Source organism: Cupriavidus necator (genome assembly GCF_040578825.1).
GTDB lineage: Bacteria > Pseudomonadota > Gammaproteobacteria > Burkholderiales > Burkholderiaceae > Cupriavidus > Cupriavidus necator_E.
In genome coordinates, this window is sequence record NZ_JBEFLI010000005.1 from 17569 (window position 1) to 32928 (window position 15360).

Below are 15360 nucleotides of genomic sequence, written 5' to 3' on the forward strand. Positions count from 1 at the left end.
GACGGTCTGGGGTACATGACGGAAGCGCGTTGCATGATCCGCGATGCGGCGCGCGAATTCACGATGAAAGAGGTGCTGCCGGTTGCCAACGCGCTGGACGGCCCGGATGCGGAGATCCCGATGTCGCTGCGCGACAAGATGGCCGACATGGGCTATTTCGGCATCACGATCCCGGAGGAGTACGGCGGCCTGGGCCTTGGCATCTTCGAGTATTGCCTGATCTGCGAGCAGCTGTCGCGCGGCTGGATGTCGGTGGCGTCGATCGTGGCCCGTGCGCAGGGCGGGTGGATCATGAAATCGATGCCCGAGGACATGCGGCGCGAATACCTGCCGCGCGTGGTGCGTGGCGACTTCCTCAATGCCAGCGCGCTGTCCGAGCCGGATACCGGTTCCGACCTGGCGTCGATCTCGTGCCGCGCCGTGCTGGATGGCGACGAATGGGTGCTGACCGGCAACAAGTACTGGTGCACCTTTGCCGACGGCGCCGACTACCTGATCCTGTTCGCGCGCACCTCGGCGCCGCCATCGCCCGACAAGCGCTGGGAAGGCATTTCGTGCTTCATGATCGAGAAGCAGCGGGGCGGCTTCCCCGCTGGCATGACCGGCTCGCCGATCCCCAAGATCGGGTATTTCGGCTGGAAGACCTTCGAGCTGGCGCTCGACGGCGTGCGCGTGCCCAAGCGCAACCTGATGGGGCCGGAGGGCAAGGCCTTCCTGCTGATGGCCAAGGGCCTGGAGGGCGCCCGCGCGCATACCGCCGCACGGGCGATCGGCCTGGCGCAGGGCGCGCTGGAAGACGCGGTCGCCTATTCGCTGGAGCGGCGCCAGTTCGGCATGCCGATCGCCGAATACCAGGCGATCCGCTTCAAGATCGCGACGATGGCCACCGAGATCGAGGCCGCGCGGCAACTGCTCTACTTCGTCTGCAACGAGATCGACAGCGGGCGCCGCTGCGACAAGGAGGCGTCGATGGTGAAGTACTTCGCCTCGGAGATGGCCGAGCGCGTGACCTCGTCGGCGCTGCAGATCTTCGGCGGCGCCGGCTATACCAGGCTGTTCCCGGTGGAGCGCTACTGGCGCGACGCGCGCCTCACCAAGATTTTCGAAGGCACTTCCGAGATCCAGCAACGCATCATCGCCAACAGCCTGCTCGGGAAGTCCGAGGTCGAGGGCATGATCGCCAGCCGCGCGTTCGGCGGGCAGGTCCGACAGTCGAAGGAGGCGGCATGAAACTCTGCGCACTCACCAGCCCCGACGGATACTTCGAGCACTTCGAACCGGGCATGCTGATCCGCCATGCGCGCGGCAAGACCGTGACCGAAATGGACAACGTCATGCTGACCAACATGGTCATGAATACGGCCGAAGGGCACTTCAACGAAGACGCCATGCGGCGTGCCGCCGGCGGCATCTTCGCGCAGCGCGTGGTCTTTGGCGGGATCAACCTGTCGATGGTGCTCGGGCTTGCGGCGCAGGACACTGCCGAGCACTGCCTGCGCGAACTGGCGCTGGACAAGATCCGCCTGTCGCATCCGGTCTTCCACGGCGACACGCTCTACGCCTTCACCGAGGTGCTGGGCAACGAGGACGCCGACCGCGAGGATGCCGGCATCGTCCGCTTCCGCCACTACGGCGTGAACCAGGACGACAAGCTGTGCGTGCAGGCGGAGCGCACTGCGCTGATCAAGCGCGAGAGCCATTGGGGCGGGCGATGAGCGCGGATGGCAGCGCAGATGGCAGAGCAGATGGCAGCGCAGATGGCCGCCCCAAGGGCGCGCTCGACGACATGGTGGTACTCGACCTGACCCAGATGCTGGCGGGCCCCTATTGCTCGATGATGCTCGCCGACCAGGGCGCGCGCGTGATCAAGATCGAGCCGCCCGGGGGCGACCAGACCCGACGCAACGGCCCGCATCTCGAGGGCGCGTTGCGGATGGAGTCCGGCGGGTTTGGCGGCTACTTCGGCTCGATCAACCGCAACAAGGAATCGCTGGTGCTGGACCTCAAGCAGTCCGCCGGGCGCGAGACCCTGCTGCGGCTCGTGCGCAGCGCCGACGTGCTGGTCGAGAACTACCGCGCCGGCGTGATGGAGCGCTTCGGGCTGGGCTATGAACGGCTCGCCGAGGCGAACCCCAGGCTGGTGTACGCGGCGCTGCGCGGCTTCGGCGACCCGCGCAGCGGCGAGAGCGCCTACGCGGGCTGGCCCGCCTACGATCCCGTCGCGCAGGCAATGGGCGGCATCATGGGGATTACCGGCCCGCAGCGCGGCGGCGCGCCGACCAAGATCGGCCCGGGCGTTGGCGACATCGTGCCGGCCATGTTCCTGGCCTACGGCATCGCGGCGGCGTGCTGGCACGCCCAGCGCACCGGCCGCGGCCAGTTCGTGGATGTGGCCATGGTCGATGCCGTGCTCGCCGTATGCGAGCGCATGGTGTTCCAGTACAGCGCCTCGGCGCAGGCGCCGGGACCCGAGGGCAACGGCCATCCGCTGCTCTGCCCGTTCGGGCTCTTCCCGGCCAGTGACGGCTTTATCAGCCTTGGGGTGCCGAACGACCGCTTCTGGCGGCTGCTGGTGGAGCGGATGGGCAATCCGCCATGGGCCGGCGATGCGCGCTTTGCCACCAACGAATTGCGCGTGCGGCACCGGGCCGAGGTGGAGCAGGCGGTCGCCGCCTGGACGGTGCGCCACACCAAGCGCGCGCTTGCCGGGATGCTGGGCGGCGAGGTGCCGTTCGGCCCGGTGTTCGATGCCGCAGACATCTTCGACGATCCGCATTTCCGTATCCGCGGGATGCTGGTCGAAACCGAGCAGCCCGGCGCGGCGCGCGGACTGACCATCGCCGGCAGTCCGGTGCGCATGAGCGCCACGCCCGGAGGCGTACGGCATCGGGCCCCCATGACCGGCGAGCACACCGACCGCACCCTGGCCGACCTCGGCTTCGATGCCGGCGAGATCGCCGCGCTGCGCGCGGACGGCGTGGTGCAGTAGGCGGTGGGGCACGCCGGGACGACTACAGACAACACTAGTACAACAAGCAGGAGACAACATCATGCAGGAAAAAACCAAGCGGCTGCGCCGTTGCCAGCTGTCCGTGCCGGGCTCGAGCGAGAAGATGATGGCCAAGGCCGCGGGCATGGGCGTGGACTTCGTCTTCCTTGACCTGGAAGACGCGGTGGCCCCCAGCGAAAAGCGCCCGGCACGGCGCAAGATCGTCGACGCCCTCAACGGGCTGGACTGGGGACGCACCACGCGCTGCGTGCGCATCAACGACCTGACCACCGAGTATGCGTACGAGGACATCATCGAAGTGGTGGAGGGCGCCGGCCGCAATCTCGATGTCATCATGCTGCCGAAGGCCATGTCGGCGGCGGATGTGCAGTTTGTCGACAAGCTGTTGTCGATGATGGAGAAGAAGCTCGGCCTGCGCCACCGCATCGGCATCGACGTGCTGATCGAAGAGGTGGAGGCAATGATGAACGTCGAGGCCATTGCCGCATCGACGCCGCGGCTGGAATGCCTGATCTTCGGCATGGGCGACTATTCGGCCAGCCAGGGCGTGTCCATGCGCGACATTGGCGGCAGCGGCGGCTATCCGGGCGACATCTGGCACTACCAGCGCCAGCGGCTGACGGTTGCCGCGCGCGCGCACCGGCTCGATGCCGTCGATGGCCCGTTCGCCGACTTCCGCAGCCCCGACGCGTTCCGCGAGGAAGCGCGCCGCGCCATGATCCTGGGCATGGTGGGCAAGTGGGCCATCCATCCGTCGCAAGTCGAACTCGCGCAGGACGTCTTCTCGCCGGCCGCCGCCGACGTGGCGCGCGCCCGCGACATGATCCGCGCCTATGACGAAGCCCTGTCGCAAGGACTGGGCGCCGTCCAGTACGAGGGCAAGATGATCGACATCGCCTCGGTCCGCATCGTCAGGAACCTGGTGCAGCGGGCCGACCTGATCGGCATGTAGCGGCATGTAGTGACATGCCGCGCCGGCCGTTGCGCATCGCGACGGCCACCCGGGTGCCCGCGAGCCATCGCGGGCGCAGGCTTGAAGCATTCCGGAGAATACCCATGCGTTCCTCTCTTCGCCCGGGCAACGACTTGCCCGTGGATACCATCGACCTTCGCCGGCGCCGGGTGCTGGGCGCAGCGGCGGGGGCTGCTGCATTGCCCTGGCTGCTGCCGCGCCATGCGCTTGCCAACGACTGGCCCTCGCGCCCGATCCGGATCATCGCGGCGCAGGCGCCGGGCTCTTCCAACGACAGCACCGCGCGTGCCTTCGCCGAGTTTTTCTCCGCCAGGCTGAAGGTGCCAGTGGTGGTGGAAAACAGGCCCGGCGGCATCGGCATGATTGCCGCCGAGGCGGTGGCGCGCGCCAAGCCTGACGGCTGCACGCTGCTGTGCACCTTGCACAGCCAGCTGGCGCAGGCGCCGGTGTTGCTGAAAAAGCCGCCCATCGATCCGTCGCGCGACCTCACGCCGGTGGCGTCGATCAGTACCGGCGTCGGCGTGATGGTGGCGACCAAGGGGCTGCCGGCCAACACCTTCAAGGAATTGCTCGCGCTCGCGCAGAAGCGGCCGGTCAGCGTCGGCAACTACGGCATCGGGTCGGGCTGGCAACTGATGGTGGCCCAGCTGAAGAAGCTGACCGGAGCGCAGTTCGACATCATCAACTACAAGGGCACCGGTGCCATGATCGGCGACCTGCTGGCCGGCCATATCGATATCGGGGCCGGCTCGCTGCTCGGGATGTCGGGCGGGCTGGCTTCCGGCGGATTGAAGCCGCTGCTGCTGATCTCCGGGTTGCGGAGCGCGAAATTGCCCGGAATACCGACGTGGGCGGACGAGGGCATATCCGACCCGGTCTTCGCTAACCTGGCCGAATGCAATATGCTGCTGGGCCCCGCGGGGCTGCCAGCCGGCATCGTCAACAGCCTGGTCACGCTGGTGCGGCAGTCGGTCACGGAATCGGAGGCCGTCAGGAATGTGCGGGAGCAGCTTGGCAGCCAGGACACGCCATTGACCGGCGAAGCCCTGCAGCGCTTCATCGCGCGTACGTGGCCGACCTACCAGGCCATGACCAGGACGGTAGGGCTCAAAATGGAATGATGGCCGCGCTGAAACCGGGCGCGCTCATGGCGCGTACCGGTCCTTCGTTTGCTCAGCTGCAGCGCGTCCTTGCCCTCCTTGGCCGCCCAAGGCTGCGGCGCCTCATTACAGCAGTGACCCTTTCCCTATAATGCGCCATACTCGAAATTTGAAAAATGGGTTCGTTCCACCAGGGCGCAACTCGACCTCTCATGCTCACGGAACAATCGGAAGCCAGGCAGACCCGCCGTTATGTCGAAAAGCGCGAGGGCATCCTCGACGCCGCCGCGGCGCTGTTCAACCGCAAGGGCGTGCGCGGCGCGACCTTGTCTGACGTGGGCCAGCACGTCGGCCTGAGCACCAACAGCATCACCTACTACTATCGCAAGAAGGAAGACCTGATACTGGCCTGCCTGATGCGCACCATCGACGAGATGCGCGGCCTGGCCGACGCGGCCTCGCGGCACGGCAGCGCGACCGAACGCGTGGAGGCCTTCATTACGCTCTTTGTCGCACGTCTGGCGCGCACGGCGGTGGGCGAACGGCCAGAACTGATGAGCTTCCGCGAGATCCGCGCGTTGCCGGACAGCCATTCCGACGTGGCGTTCTCTGCCTACAACGACATGTTCCGGCAGATCCGCGGCCTGCTGCGCGAGTCCGTGCCCGGTGACCCGGTGCAGCGCAGCGCGCTGAGCGCGCGCGCCCACCTGCTGCTGTCGCTGGCGAGCGGCGCGATGAGCTGGATCGATCGCTACGAGCCCGAAGACTACCCCAAGGTGGCGCAATCGCTGGTGGACCTCCTGCTCAACGGCATCGCCGCGCCGGGCACCGCCTGGCAGCCGGAACTGGACGTTGCCGCGCTGCTGCCTGTGCTCGGCCAGCCGGAAACCACGCAGCAGGCCTTCCTGCGGGCCGCCACCGAGTTGCTGAACGAACAGGGCTACCGGGGCGCATCGGCGGACCGGATCTCGGCGCGGCTGAACCTGACCAAGGGCGCCTTCTACCACCACAACGAGAACAAGGACGATCTGATTTCCGCGTGTTTCGACCGCATGTCGGCGGTAATCCGCGATACGCAGACGCTGGTCGACGAGATGCCCGGCACCGGCTGGGACAAGCTGTGCGCGGTGTCGCGCGCGCTGGTGCATTACCAGTTCTCCAGCCAGGGGCCGCTGCTGCGGCTGACCATCTACGGGGCGCTGCCGGAAGCCATGCGCGAGGCCAAGATGAAAGACATGGGCCGGCTGTCCACACGCTTTGTCCGTTTTCTGGTGCAAGGCATGCAGGACGGCTCGATCCGGCCGCTGGACCAGTCGATCGCCGCGCTGCAGGTGCACGGCATGATCAATGCGGCGGTGGAGCTGCGCCGCTGGGCCCGCGACGCGACTTCCGACAATGCCGCGGACCTGTTCGTACGCCCGCTGATGACGGGGCTGCTGTCCTGATCCGGCCCCGTCGGCCGCGGCGCGGATCAGGCGGCTCAGTCATCCCTCAGTCGTACAGGTGGCAGGCCACCATCTGGCCATCGCCCTGGTCGCGCAGCACCGGATCGACGCGGCTGCACTGGGGCATTGCCGAAGGGCAGCGCGTATGGAAGCGGCAGCCCGACGGCGGATGCATCGGACTGGGCACTTCGCCTTGCAGCACGATGCGCTGGCGCTGGCGTTCCGCGCGCACATCCGCCACCGGCACGGCGGACAGCAGCGCCTTGGTGTACGGGTGGCGCGGCTCGGCATAGAGCTGGTGACGGCTGGCGATCTCTACGATCCGGCCGAGGTACATCACCGCGATGCGGTCGCTGATATGGCGCACCACGGCCAGGTCATGGGCGATGAACAAATAGGACAGGCCCAGGCTGCGCTGCAGCTCCATGAACACATTGACCACCTGCGCCTGGATCGACACGTCGAGCGCCGACACCGGCTCGTCGCAGACGATCAGGCTCGGCTTCAAGGCCAGTGCGCGGGCGATGCCGATGCGCTGGCGCTGTCCGCCCGAGAACTCGTGCGGATAGCGGTCGGCCATGTAGGGCAGCAGGCCGACCATTTCCAGCAGTTCACCCACGCGTGCCTGCAGGTTGCCGCGGCCGCCCGCCATGCCGTGCACCTGCAGCGGTTCGGCAACGATATCGCGCACCTTCATGCGCGGGTTCAGCGAGGCGAACGGGTCCTGGTAGACCATCTGCACGCTGCGGCGGAAGCGCTTTTCGCGCGCGCCGCTGAAGCCGGCCAGGTCTTCGCCGTCGAAGGCGATCCGGCCTGCGGTGGCGGGCAGCATCTTCATGATGGCGAGCCCGGTGGTGGATTTGCCGCAGCCACTTTCGCCCACCAGGCCCAGCGTCTCGCCGCGGCGCAGCGTGAACGACACGCCATCGACGGCCTTGACCGAGCCGGACTGGCGCTTGAACATCACGCCGCGCGTGACGGGGAAATGGACCTTCAGGTCTTCAACGCGCAGGATCGCGTCGCTGGCATGGGGCGGCCGGCCAGTGGCGGACGCGTCGGGGCGTGCGCTGCCATACTGCCGGTCCGGCGGCGCGACGCTGCGCGCCAGGGGCGTGTCAATGTGCGTCATGGAGGAAGCAAGCCTTGAGGTGTTGGTGGGAAACCGCGCGCAGTTCCGGCGAAGTCTGCCGGCACTGGTCATGGGCCAGCTTGCAGCGCGGCAGGAAGGCGCAGCCGGGCCCGAGGGCGGTCAGGTCCGGCGGCTGCCCCTCGATCGGCACCAGCGGCTGGCTGGTGTCGCCGTCCAGGCGCGGCACGCAGGCCATCAGGCCGCGCGTGTAGGGGTGGGCGGGATGGCGGTACACCGCCTCCGCCGACGCCATCTCCACCAGCCGGCCGCCGTACATCACCGCGACGCGGTCGGCATAGCGCGCCACCACGCCCAGGTCGTGCGTGATCAGGATCAGCGCCGTGCCCATCCGCTGCGCCAGCCCCTTGAGCAGGTCCAGGATCTGGGCCTGCACGGTGACGTCCAGCGCGGTGGTCGGCTCGTCGGCAATGATCAGTTTCGGCTTGCACGCCAGCGCCATCGCGATCATGGCCCGCTGGCGCATCCCGCCCGAGAACTGGTGCGGATAGGCATGGACGCGGCTGCGCGGCTCCGGTATCTGCACCTGCGCCAGCAGGTCCGCCGCTTCTTCGTAGGCGTCCCGCCACGAGCGCCGCTGGTGCACGTGGATCGGCTCGGCAATCTGCTTGCCGACCGTGAGCGCCGGGTTCATCGATGACATCGGCTCCTGGAACACCATCGCGATCCGGTTGCCACGAATGGCGCGCATCGCGGCGGGACGGAGCTTGAGCAGGTCCTGTCCTTCGAACACAATCTCGCCGGACTCGATGGCGCCGGGCGGCTGCGGGATCAGGCCGAGGATCGACAGCGCGGTCACGCTCTTGCCAGAGCCCGATTCGCCTACGATCGCCAGCGTCTCGCCGGCGGCCACGTCGAACGAGACCCGGTCCACCGCGGTGACCACGCCCCGGTCAGTACGGAAGCGCGTGGTCAGGTTCCTCACCTGGAGGATGGGCTCTGTCATGTTTCGTCCTGGTTGACGGCAATGGGGCGGGCAGGGATGGTCAGGGGCGGTCAGAAGCCGAGCTTCTTCTTCATCTCCTGGTCGATCCACACCCGCGCGTGGATGGGTCCGTTGCGCACGGCACCGGCGCGCAGCTCGCCGTCGTAGTTCTTGACCCACGGCCACCAGGCGGTGAACAGGTAAGGCGTCGGCAGCCAGATATACGGGGCTTGCGCCAGGATGTCGCGGGTCAGGGCGCGCAGCGCTTCCTGGCGCTTGCCCAGGTCGCGCATCTGGAAGGCCTGGTTGACGCGGGCGTCGAACTTGGGATCGTTCCACTGCGAGGCGTTCCATACCTGGCCGGCGACAAAGCTCTTGCGGATCGTCGTGGTGGGGTTGGTATGGCCGTTGTTCATCATGTAGCCCGGCGCATTGGTCTTGGTGGTCATCGCCGACAGGAAGGCGCCGTACTCCATCGGCTGGATCTCGATGCGCACGCCGACCTGTTCCAGGTAGGCGCCGATCAGCGGCAGCATCTCCATATGGTCCTGGCTGCAGGCGCACACCTGGACTTTGAACTTGAAGCCCTTGGGATAGCCGGCCTCGGCAAGCAGCTGCTTCGCTTTCTCAGGGTTGTAGGTGAACAGTTCCTTGACCGACTCCGGCATCGCGCTCAGCGGCTCGAAGTAGCCGGTGTAATCCGGGTGCTGCGGATAGGCGAACAGCTCCGCATTGCCGCCGTAGTACTGTTTGACGATCTCCTGCTTGTTGACCGCCATGTTGAGTGCGCGGCGCACGCGGATATCGTTGAACGGCTTGGTGTCGACGCGCAGCGCCAGGTACTGCCCGGTGTACGACAGCCACCTCGACCACTTCAGCTGCGGCGCGCTTTTCTTGAGTTCGTCGACGGCCGTCCAGCGCACCAGTTCCAGCACGTCGAGCTTGCCGGTGCGCAGCATGGTGTTGCGGGTGGCCTCATCCTTGACGGTGCGCAGCACCACCTTGTCGGCAAAGGGCAGCTTGTAGTCCTTGCCGCCGATCTTCTCGGTATCCCAGTACTGCGGGTTCTTCGCGTAGGTGCTTGAATTTCCCTGCACGAACTGGCTCAGCGTGAAGGGGCCGGTGCCGGTGACGTTCTTCCAGTTGGAAGCGCCTGCAGTGGCCACCTCCTTGGGCATGATGCCGGAGTAGTAGCCCCAGCCGAAGCGGTAGTCCCACTCCGCGTTGAATTCCTTGAAGCGGAACACCACCGTGTGCTTGTCGATCGCCTCGACCTTGCTCAGGTGGTCGAAATAAGTCGGGATCTTCTTGGCGCTGGCGCCCTGGCGCCCATAGCTGAACACCACGTCTTCGGCGCTCAGGTCGCGCTCTTCCATCACGCCCGGCTTGGCCGGAAAGCGCACGTTCTTGCGCAGCTTGACCTCCAGTGTCAGCGGATCGGTCCATTTCCAGCTTTCGGCCAGCTCGCCGCGGATGGCGTCCTCAGGCAGCCAGGCGTCGGCCTGGAAGGCGTACTTGCCGCCGTTGCGGCGGGCCTTGGAGAGATCGGCGGCAAAGAGCTGCTCATAGACCTGGCCGGTGTCGTAGTTCTGCTTCCAGTTCCAGTCCGCCAGGTCCCACGACAACGCGGAGATGGTGGGATAGACCGAGCCGACTTCGATCGTGCCGCCGTACCTGGGCGCTTCCGCCCGCGCGGCCACCGTGCCGCAGGCGAGCGCAGCGGCCACTGCCGCTGCCACCATTGCCACCGAAGCCCGCCTCGTCGTCCTGCCGTCCACCTTCACGCTGCGCACCATCGCTTGCTCCTTTGGGGATCATGAGGGCCGGCTCACCGTGCCGGCCGTGTTCGTTGTCATGCTGCCGATGGCGGCCTATGCCGGCCGCTTGCCGTATCGCTGCTCCTGTTTCCTTTGGGCGCCGCGGCTCAGCGGCCGCCGCGCATGCGCGGATCGAGCAGGTCGCGCAGCGCATCCCCGTACACGTTGATCGCATAGACCACCACCGTCAGGCAGGCGCCAGGCGCCAGCGCCAGCCATGGACCCTGGAACATAAAGGTGCGCCCGTCGCCGGACAGCATGCCGCCCCAGGTAGGCGTGGGCGGTGGCACGCCGAGGCCGAGGAAGGACAGGCCCGACTCCGCCAGGATCGCGGTGCCCACGCGCGTGGTGAACAGCACGATCACTGGCGGCAGCACGTTGGGCAGGATGTGGCGCCACAGGATCCGGCCGGTGGAAGCGCCCATCGACTGTGCGGCATGGACGTACATGTTCTCGCGCACCGACACCACGGCGCTGCGCACGATGCGCGAGCCGCCGATGCCCAGCAGCAGGCCGAGCGTGCAGACGATCTGCCAGCTGCCCGGGCCCAGCACCGACACCACCACGATCAGGATCACCAGGTCGGGGAAGCTCATCCAGGCATCGACCATGCGCTGCACCACCAGGTCGAACTTGCCGCCCAGGTAGCCGGTCAGGATACCCAACACCAGCGAGATCACCGTCGCCAGCGTCGCCGCCGACAGGCCGATCACCACGGAAAGCTGGGCGCCGTACAGGCAGCGCGAGAACATGTCGCGTCCGAGGTTGTCGGTGCCGAAGGGATGCGCCCACGACGGCGCCTGCATGCGCGCGATCATGTTGATCTCGTTCATGCCATACGGCGCCAGCAGGTCGGCAAACACGCCGCAGAACAGGAACACTGCGCAGATCACCGCGCCGGCCGCTCCGAGCGGCTTGTCGCGGAACAGGCGCCGCAGCAGCGGGAACTGCGGCCGCCGCCGCAGTGTTGCGCGGGGCAGGGCGGCGGGCAGCGACGTGGAAACGCCTTGCGGATCGACGGTCTGGTGTGCCATCAGCGGTGCCTCACTTTGGGGTCGAACAGGCCGTAGCTCAGGTCTACGAGCAGGTTGATCAGCATCACCGCGACGCCGACCACGAGGAAGACGCCGGTGATCAGCGGGTAGTCGCGCTGGTGCACAGCATCGAGCAGCAGCAGGCCCATGCCCGGAACCACGAAGATCTGCTCCATCACTACCGCGCCGCCGATCAGCAGCGGCGCCTGCAGGCCGATCAGCGTGACCACCGGGATCAGCGCGTTGCGCAGCGCGTGGCGCAGGATCACCAGCGGCTCGTTCAGGCCCTTGGCCCAGGCAGTGCGGATATAGTCCTGACGCAGCACTTCCAGCATCATGGTCCGCGTCATGCGCATCGTGATCGCGGACAGCGCCATGCCGAGCACGATGGCCGGCACCAGCATCTGGCGCACGTGCTGCACCGGGTCTTCCAGGAAGGGGACGTAGCGCACTTCCGGCGACCAGCCCCACCACACGGACGGAAAGACCATCACCATGGTGCCGAGCCAGAAACTGGGCACCGCCAGCATCAGGATCGAGAAGGAACGCGCCACGTAGTCGGCGGCGCTGTCCTGGCGGATCGCCGCCAGCACGCCGATGGGCAGTGCCACCGTCAGCGCCACCGTCAGGGCCAGCACGCCCAGCGAGAAGGTGGCGGGAATGCGCGCCATCACCATCGTCAGCACCGGCTCGCCTTGCCACAGAGACTGGCCGAGATCGCCATGCAGCACGATATTGCCAATCCAGTGCAGGTACTGTTCCCAGATCGGCCGGTCCAGGCCCAGCGCGCGGACCAGGTCTTCGCGGGTACGGGCATCGGCGCTGATGTCGTTCTGGCTCAGCATCAGGTCGACCACGTCGCCGGGCACCACCCGCACGATCGCAAACACGATGATGCTGGCAAACATCAGCGTCGGCACCAGCGCCAGCAGGCGGCGCAACAGGTAGGCGCTCATGGCCGGCCTCCGCACAAACGTCGTGGAGATCCGGCTGTTGCCGGTGTTACTGGTGTGGCGGGTGCCCAAGGTCTTGCCGACATGCTGCCTCCTTCCTGGCGGCCGGGCCCGCATGAGCGCGTGCCGCCGTTGCCGGGGCGCCGGTTGCCGCCTCGGTGTTGGGTGATGTCCTGCCAGGCCCCGCCGCCGGGGCCGCCTGCGTCAGTAGCCGCGCAGCGCCGCCCAGCGGTCGAGTTGCCAGTTGGCGTCGCCCAGCCACTCCTGCGCGGTACGGGCGCGCTTCATGAAGAAGCCGATGTCCAGCTCGTCGGTCATGCCCATGCCGCCGTGCATCTGCACGCCTTCCTGCACCGCCAGGGTCGCCGTGGCGCCGGCCTTGGCCTTGGCCATGCAGACCAGCGGCTCGGGCCCGTCCGGCTGGCGCTCATCCAGCCGTTGCTGGCAGCGCAGCACGGCGGCGCGCGTGAGTTCGATCTCGGCAAACAGGTGCGCCGCGCGGTGCTGCAGCGCCTGGAATTCGCCGATGGCCTTGCCGAACTGCCGGCGCTCCTTCAGGTAGGCGAGGGTGCGTGCGAAGGTGGCATCGGCAATGCCGAGCAACTCGGACGACAGCACCGCGCGGGCGGTGTCGAGCACGCGTTCGAGCATCTCTGCACCGTTGCCGGCGGTGCCAAGCAGGGCGTCGGCCGGCACCCTGGCCGCGTCGAGGGCGACGCGCGCCGCATTGGTGGCGTCGGCCAGCACGCAGCGCTCCACGCGTACCCCGGCGCTGTCGCGCGGCACCAGGAACAGCGCGACGCCGTCCGCCTCGCCTGCGCCGGTCGTTCTCGCCGCGACGATGAGCGTGTCGGCCACGTGGCCATCGACCACGAAGGCCTTGCTGCCGTCCAGCACGTAGCCGTCAGCCTCGCGCCGCGCCGTGGTGGCGATGCGGTCCGGCCGATGCTTGGCGGCCTCGTCAAGCGCCAGCGCCGTCAGGTGCCGCCCGGCGGCGATTTCCGGCAGCAGCGCGCGTCGCTGGCTGTCGTTGCCAAACAGGCCGAGCAGCGAGGCACCGAGCACGGCAGTGGACATGAAGGGCAACGGCGCCAGCGTGGTGCCGATGGCTTCCGCGATCACGCCTGCCTCGACCGTACCGAGGCCGCTGCCGCCATATTGTTCGTCGATCAGCACGCCGGCGAAGCCCAGGGCGGCGCAACGCTGCCACAGCTCGCGCGAGAAGCCGGTCGGGTCATGGGTATCGCGCAGCTTGCGCAGGGTGGAGATGCGGGCGTTCTCGCGCAAGAACGTCATGGCACTGTCGCGCAGCATCTCCTGCGTGTCATGGAATACGATGGGCATGGTGGCTTCGGCGGGTCTGGTGTCGGGGCGGAAGTCAGGGCGCCTCAGGCGCCGGGCAGGCCGAGCAGGCGCTTGGCAACGATATTGAGCTGGACCTCGCTGGTGCCGCCCTCGATCGAATTCGCCTTGGTGCGCAGCCATGCACGCGCCAGCGCGCCTTCCTGGCTGCGCGGGCCTTCCCATTCGATGGCGTCGGTGCCACCCACCGACATCAGCAGTTCATAGCGGCGCTTGTTCAGTTCCGCGCCGTAGTACTTCAGGACGGAAGAGAATGCCGCCATGCCTTCGCCCTGCCTGGCCAGGTCGCGGGCGCGTTCGCCGGCCGCGGCGAAGGCGGCCTCATCGACCTCGAACTGGGCGATCTGTGTGCGCAGCATCGGATCGTCCAGGCGGTGGCCGGCATCGACACCGATGATCTTGGCGGCATGCCGCCCCAGGGGCTGGCGGAAGCCGCGGCTGCCGATCGCGCTGATCATCTCGCGTTCATGCGTCAGCAGGTATTTGGCGATTTCCCAGCCACCGTTGAGCTCGCCGACCAGCTGGTGGCGCGGCACCACCACATCGTCGAAGAAGGTCTCGCAGAAGGGCGACTTGCCGGAGATCAGCACGATGGGGCGGGTGGACACGCCCGGCGTTTCCATGTCGAACAGCAGGAAGCTGATGCCGGTGTGCTTCTGCGCGGCAGGATCGGTGCGCACCAGGCAGAAGATCCAGTCGGCCCTGTCGGCATACGAGGTCCAGATCTTCTGGCCGTTGACGACAAAATGCCCGTCGCGCTCTTCCGCGCGCGTCTGCAGCGCGGCCAGGTCGGAGCCCGCATTAGGCTCGGAGTAGCCCTGGCACCAGCGGATCTCGCCACGCGCGATCCTGGGCAGGTGTTCCTGCTTCTGTGCCTCGGTGCCGTACTTCAGCAAGGCCGGGCCGAGCATGGAGATGCCGAAGCTCTGCAGCGGTACCCGACAGTTGAGGCGCTGCATTTCCGCGCGCACGACCCGGGCCTCGGCCGCGCTCAGCCCGCCGCCGCCATACTGCCGCGGCCATTCCGGCACGGTCCAGCCCTTGTCGGCCATGCGCTGCAGCCACAGCCGCTGCGCATCGGATTGAAAGCGGAACTTGCGCCCGCCCCAGCAGATGTCGTCCTCGTCCTGCACCGGCTGGCGCATTTCAGGGGGGCAATTGGCTTCCAGCCAGGCGTGCGCCTGCTGCCGGAACGTCTCCAGTTCGTCCAAGCTTGTCTCCTGGTTGTACGCCTTCAGTCCCGTGTTCTGAGCTTGGCCGGGAGGCGCCAGAATCAGGGGCACGACGCAGCAGTCTGGTATTTCTAAAAACGGTGACGGCAGCGCAGCGGCATGGACCTTTTATACAAGCCGCATCTGGCAACGTCAATACTCCAAAACCGAAAGCGAGCGAGTCGGGTAACAGAGCCGGTCGGCTTCCCAAGGCGTCTGAAGACCAGCCGGCGGCCCCCGTGTACGGTGGTTCTGCGAGTGCTGCTGCGCAGAAAACATGGCGGAACATGCAGCGATTTCATGATTTATATCCGAATCAGCGAGTAACCAAGGCGCGGACCCCACATCCTGGGCGCTCGTTGGCCGCGCATGCCTGGCCGCTC

Annotated in this window: 13 protein-coding genes; 6 read left to right on the plus strand and 7 right to left on the minus strand. The window is 67.3% G+C overall.

Features of this window, described 5'->3' with window-relative positions; genetic code table 11:
* Nucleotides 1-15 precede the first annotated feature (15 nt).
* From AB1I47_RS04325 to AB1I47_RS04350, 6 genes are all read left to right on the plus strand, one after another.
* On the plus strand, nucleotides 16-1230 hold the full coding sequence (locus tag AB1I47_RS04325; protein WP_354682547.1) for an acyl-CoA dehydrogenase family protein: 1215 nt from the start codon (nucleotides 16-18) through the stop codon (nucleotides 1228-1230).
* The gene (locus AB1I47_RS04330; protein WP_354682548.1) at nucleotides 1227-1715 is read left to right on the plus strand and encodes a MaoC family dehydratase; all 489 of its coding nucleotides are present in this window, start codon (nucleotides 1227-1229) and stop codon (nucleotides 1713-1715) included. Before AB1I47_RS04325 ends, AB1I47_RS04330 begins: the two co-directional genes overlap by 4 nt.
* Nucleotides 1712-2989: a CaiB/BaiF CoA transferase family protein gene (locus AB1I47_RS04335; protein ID WP_354682549.1), complete on the plus strand. Its 1278-nt coding sequence runs from the start codon at nucleotides 1712-1714 to the stop codon at nucleotides 2987-2989. The genes AB1I47_RS04330 and AB1I47_RS04335 overlap by 4 nt, the downstream gene beginning before the upstream one ends.
* 61 nt (nucleotides 2990-3050) lie before the next feature.
* On the plus strand, nucleotides 3051-3962 hold the full coding sequence (locus tag AB1I47_RS04340) for an HpcH/HpaI aldolase/citrate lyase family protein (RefSeq protein ID WP_354682550.1): 912 nt from the start codon (nucleotides 3051-3053) through the stop codon (nucleotides 3960-3962).
* A 104-nt stretch (nucleotides 3963-4066) separates the two neighbouring features.
* The gene (locus AB1I47_RS04345) at nucleotides 4067-5104 is read left to right on the plus strand and encodes a Bug family tripartite tricarboxylate transporter substrate binding protein (protein WP_354682551.1); all 1038 of its coding nucleotides are present in this window, start codon (nucleotides 4067-4069) and stop codon (nucleotides 5102-5104) included.
* Between the two features lie 191 nt (nucleotides 5105-5295).
* The gene (locus AB1I47_RS04350) at nucleotides 5296-6528 is read left to right on the plus strand and encodes a TetR/AcrR family transcriptional regulator (RefSeq protein ID WP_354682552.1); all 1233 of its coding nucleotides are present in this window, start codon (nucleotides 5296-5298) and stop codon (nucleotides 6526-6528) included.
* A 46-nt stretch (nucleotides 6529-6574) separates the two neighbouring features.
* Here the strand turns inward: AB1I47_RS04350 and AB1I47_RS04355 are convergent, their stop codons facing one another.
* The 7 genes from AB1I47_RS04355 to AB1I47_RS04385 all read right to left on the minus strand — a co-directional run bounded on the left by AB1I47_RS04355 (nucleotide 6575) and on the right by AB1I47_RS04385 (nucleotide 14977).
* Nucleotides 6575-7657, minus strand: coding sequence for an ABC transporter ATP-binding protein (locus tag AB1I47_RS04355; protein ID WP_354682553.1), 1083 nt, complete (start codon nucleotides 7655-7657; stop codon nucleotides 6575-6577).
* On the minus strand, nucleotides 7644-8621 hold the full coding sequence (locus tag AB1I47_RS04360; protein ID WP_354682554.1) for an ABC transporter ATP-binding protein: 978 nt from the start codon (nucleotides 8619-8621) through the stop codon (nucleotides 7644-7646). Before AB1I47_RS04360 ends, AB1I47_RS04355 begins: the two co-directional genes overlap by 14 nt.
* 50 nt (nucleotides 8622-8671) lie before the next feature.
* Nucleotides 8672-10396, minus strand: coding sequence for an ABC transporter substrate-binding protein (locus AB1I47_RS04365; protein WP_354682555.1), 1725 nt, complete (start codon nucleotides 10394-10396; stop codon nucleotides 8672-8674).
* A 128-nt stretch (nucleotides 10397-10524) separates the two neighbouring features.
* Entirely contained in the window at nucleotides 10525-11451 is a 927-nt protein-coding gene (locus AB1I47_RS04370) for an ABC transporter permease (protein WP_354682556.1), read from the minus strand.
* Nucleotides 11451-12407: an ABC transporter permease gene (locus AB1I47_RS04375; protein WP_354682557.1), complete on the minus strand. Its 957-nt coding sequence runs from the start codon at nucleotides 12405-12407 to the stop codon at nucleotides 11451-11453. Before AB1I47_RS04375 ends, AB1I47_RS04370 begins: the two co-directional genes overlap by 1 nt.
* A gap of 201 nt (nucleotides 12408-12608) precedes the next feature.
* Entirely contained in the window at nucleotides 12609-13748 is a 1140-nt protein-coding gene (locus AB1I47_RS04380; RefSeq protein ID WP_354682558.1) for an acyl-CoA dehydrogenase family protein, read from the minus strand.
* Nucleotides 13749-13792: 44 nt separating this feature from the next.
* Nucleotides 13793-14977, minus strand: a complete 1185-nt coding sequence (locus tag AB1I47_RS04385; RefSeq protein WP_354682559.1) for an acyl-CoA dehydrogenase family protein — start codon at nucleotides 14975-14977, stop codon at nucleotides 13793-13795.
* Between the last annotated feature and the right edge of the window lie 383 nt (nucleotides 14978-15360).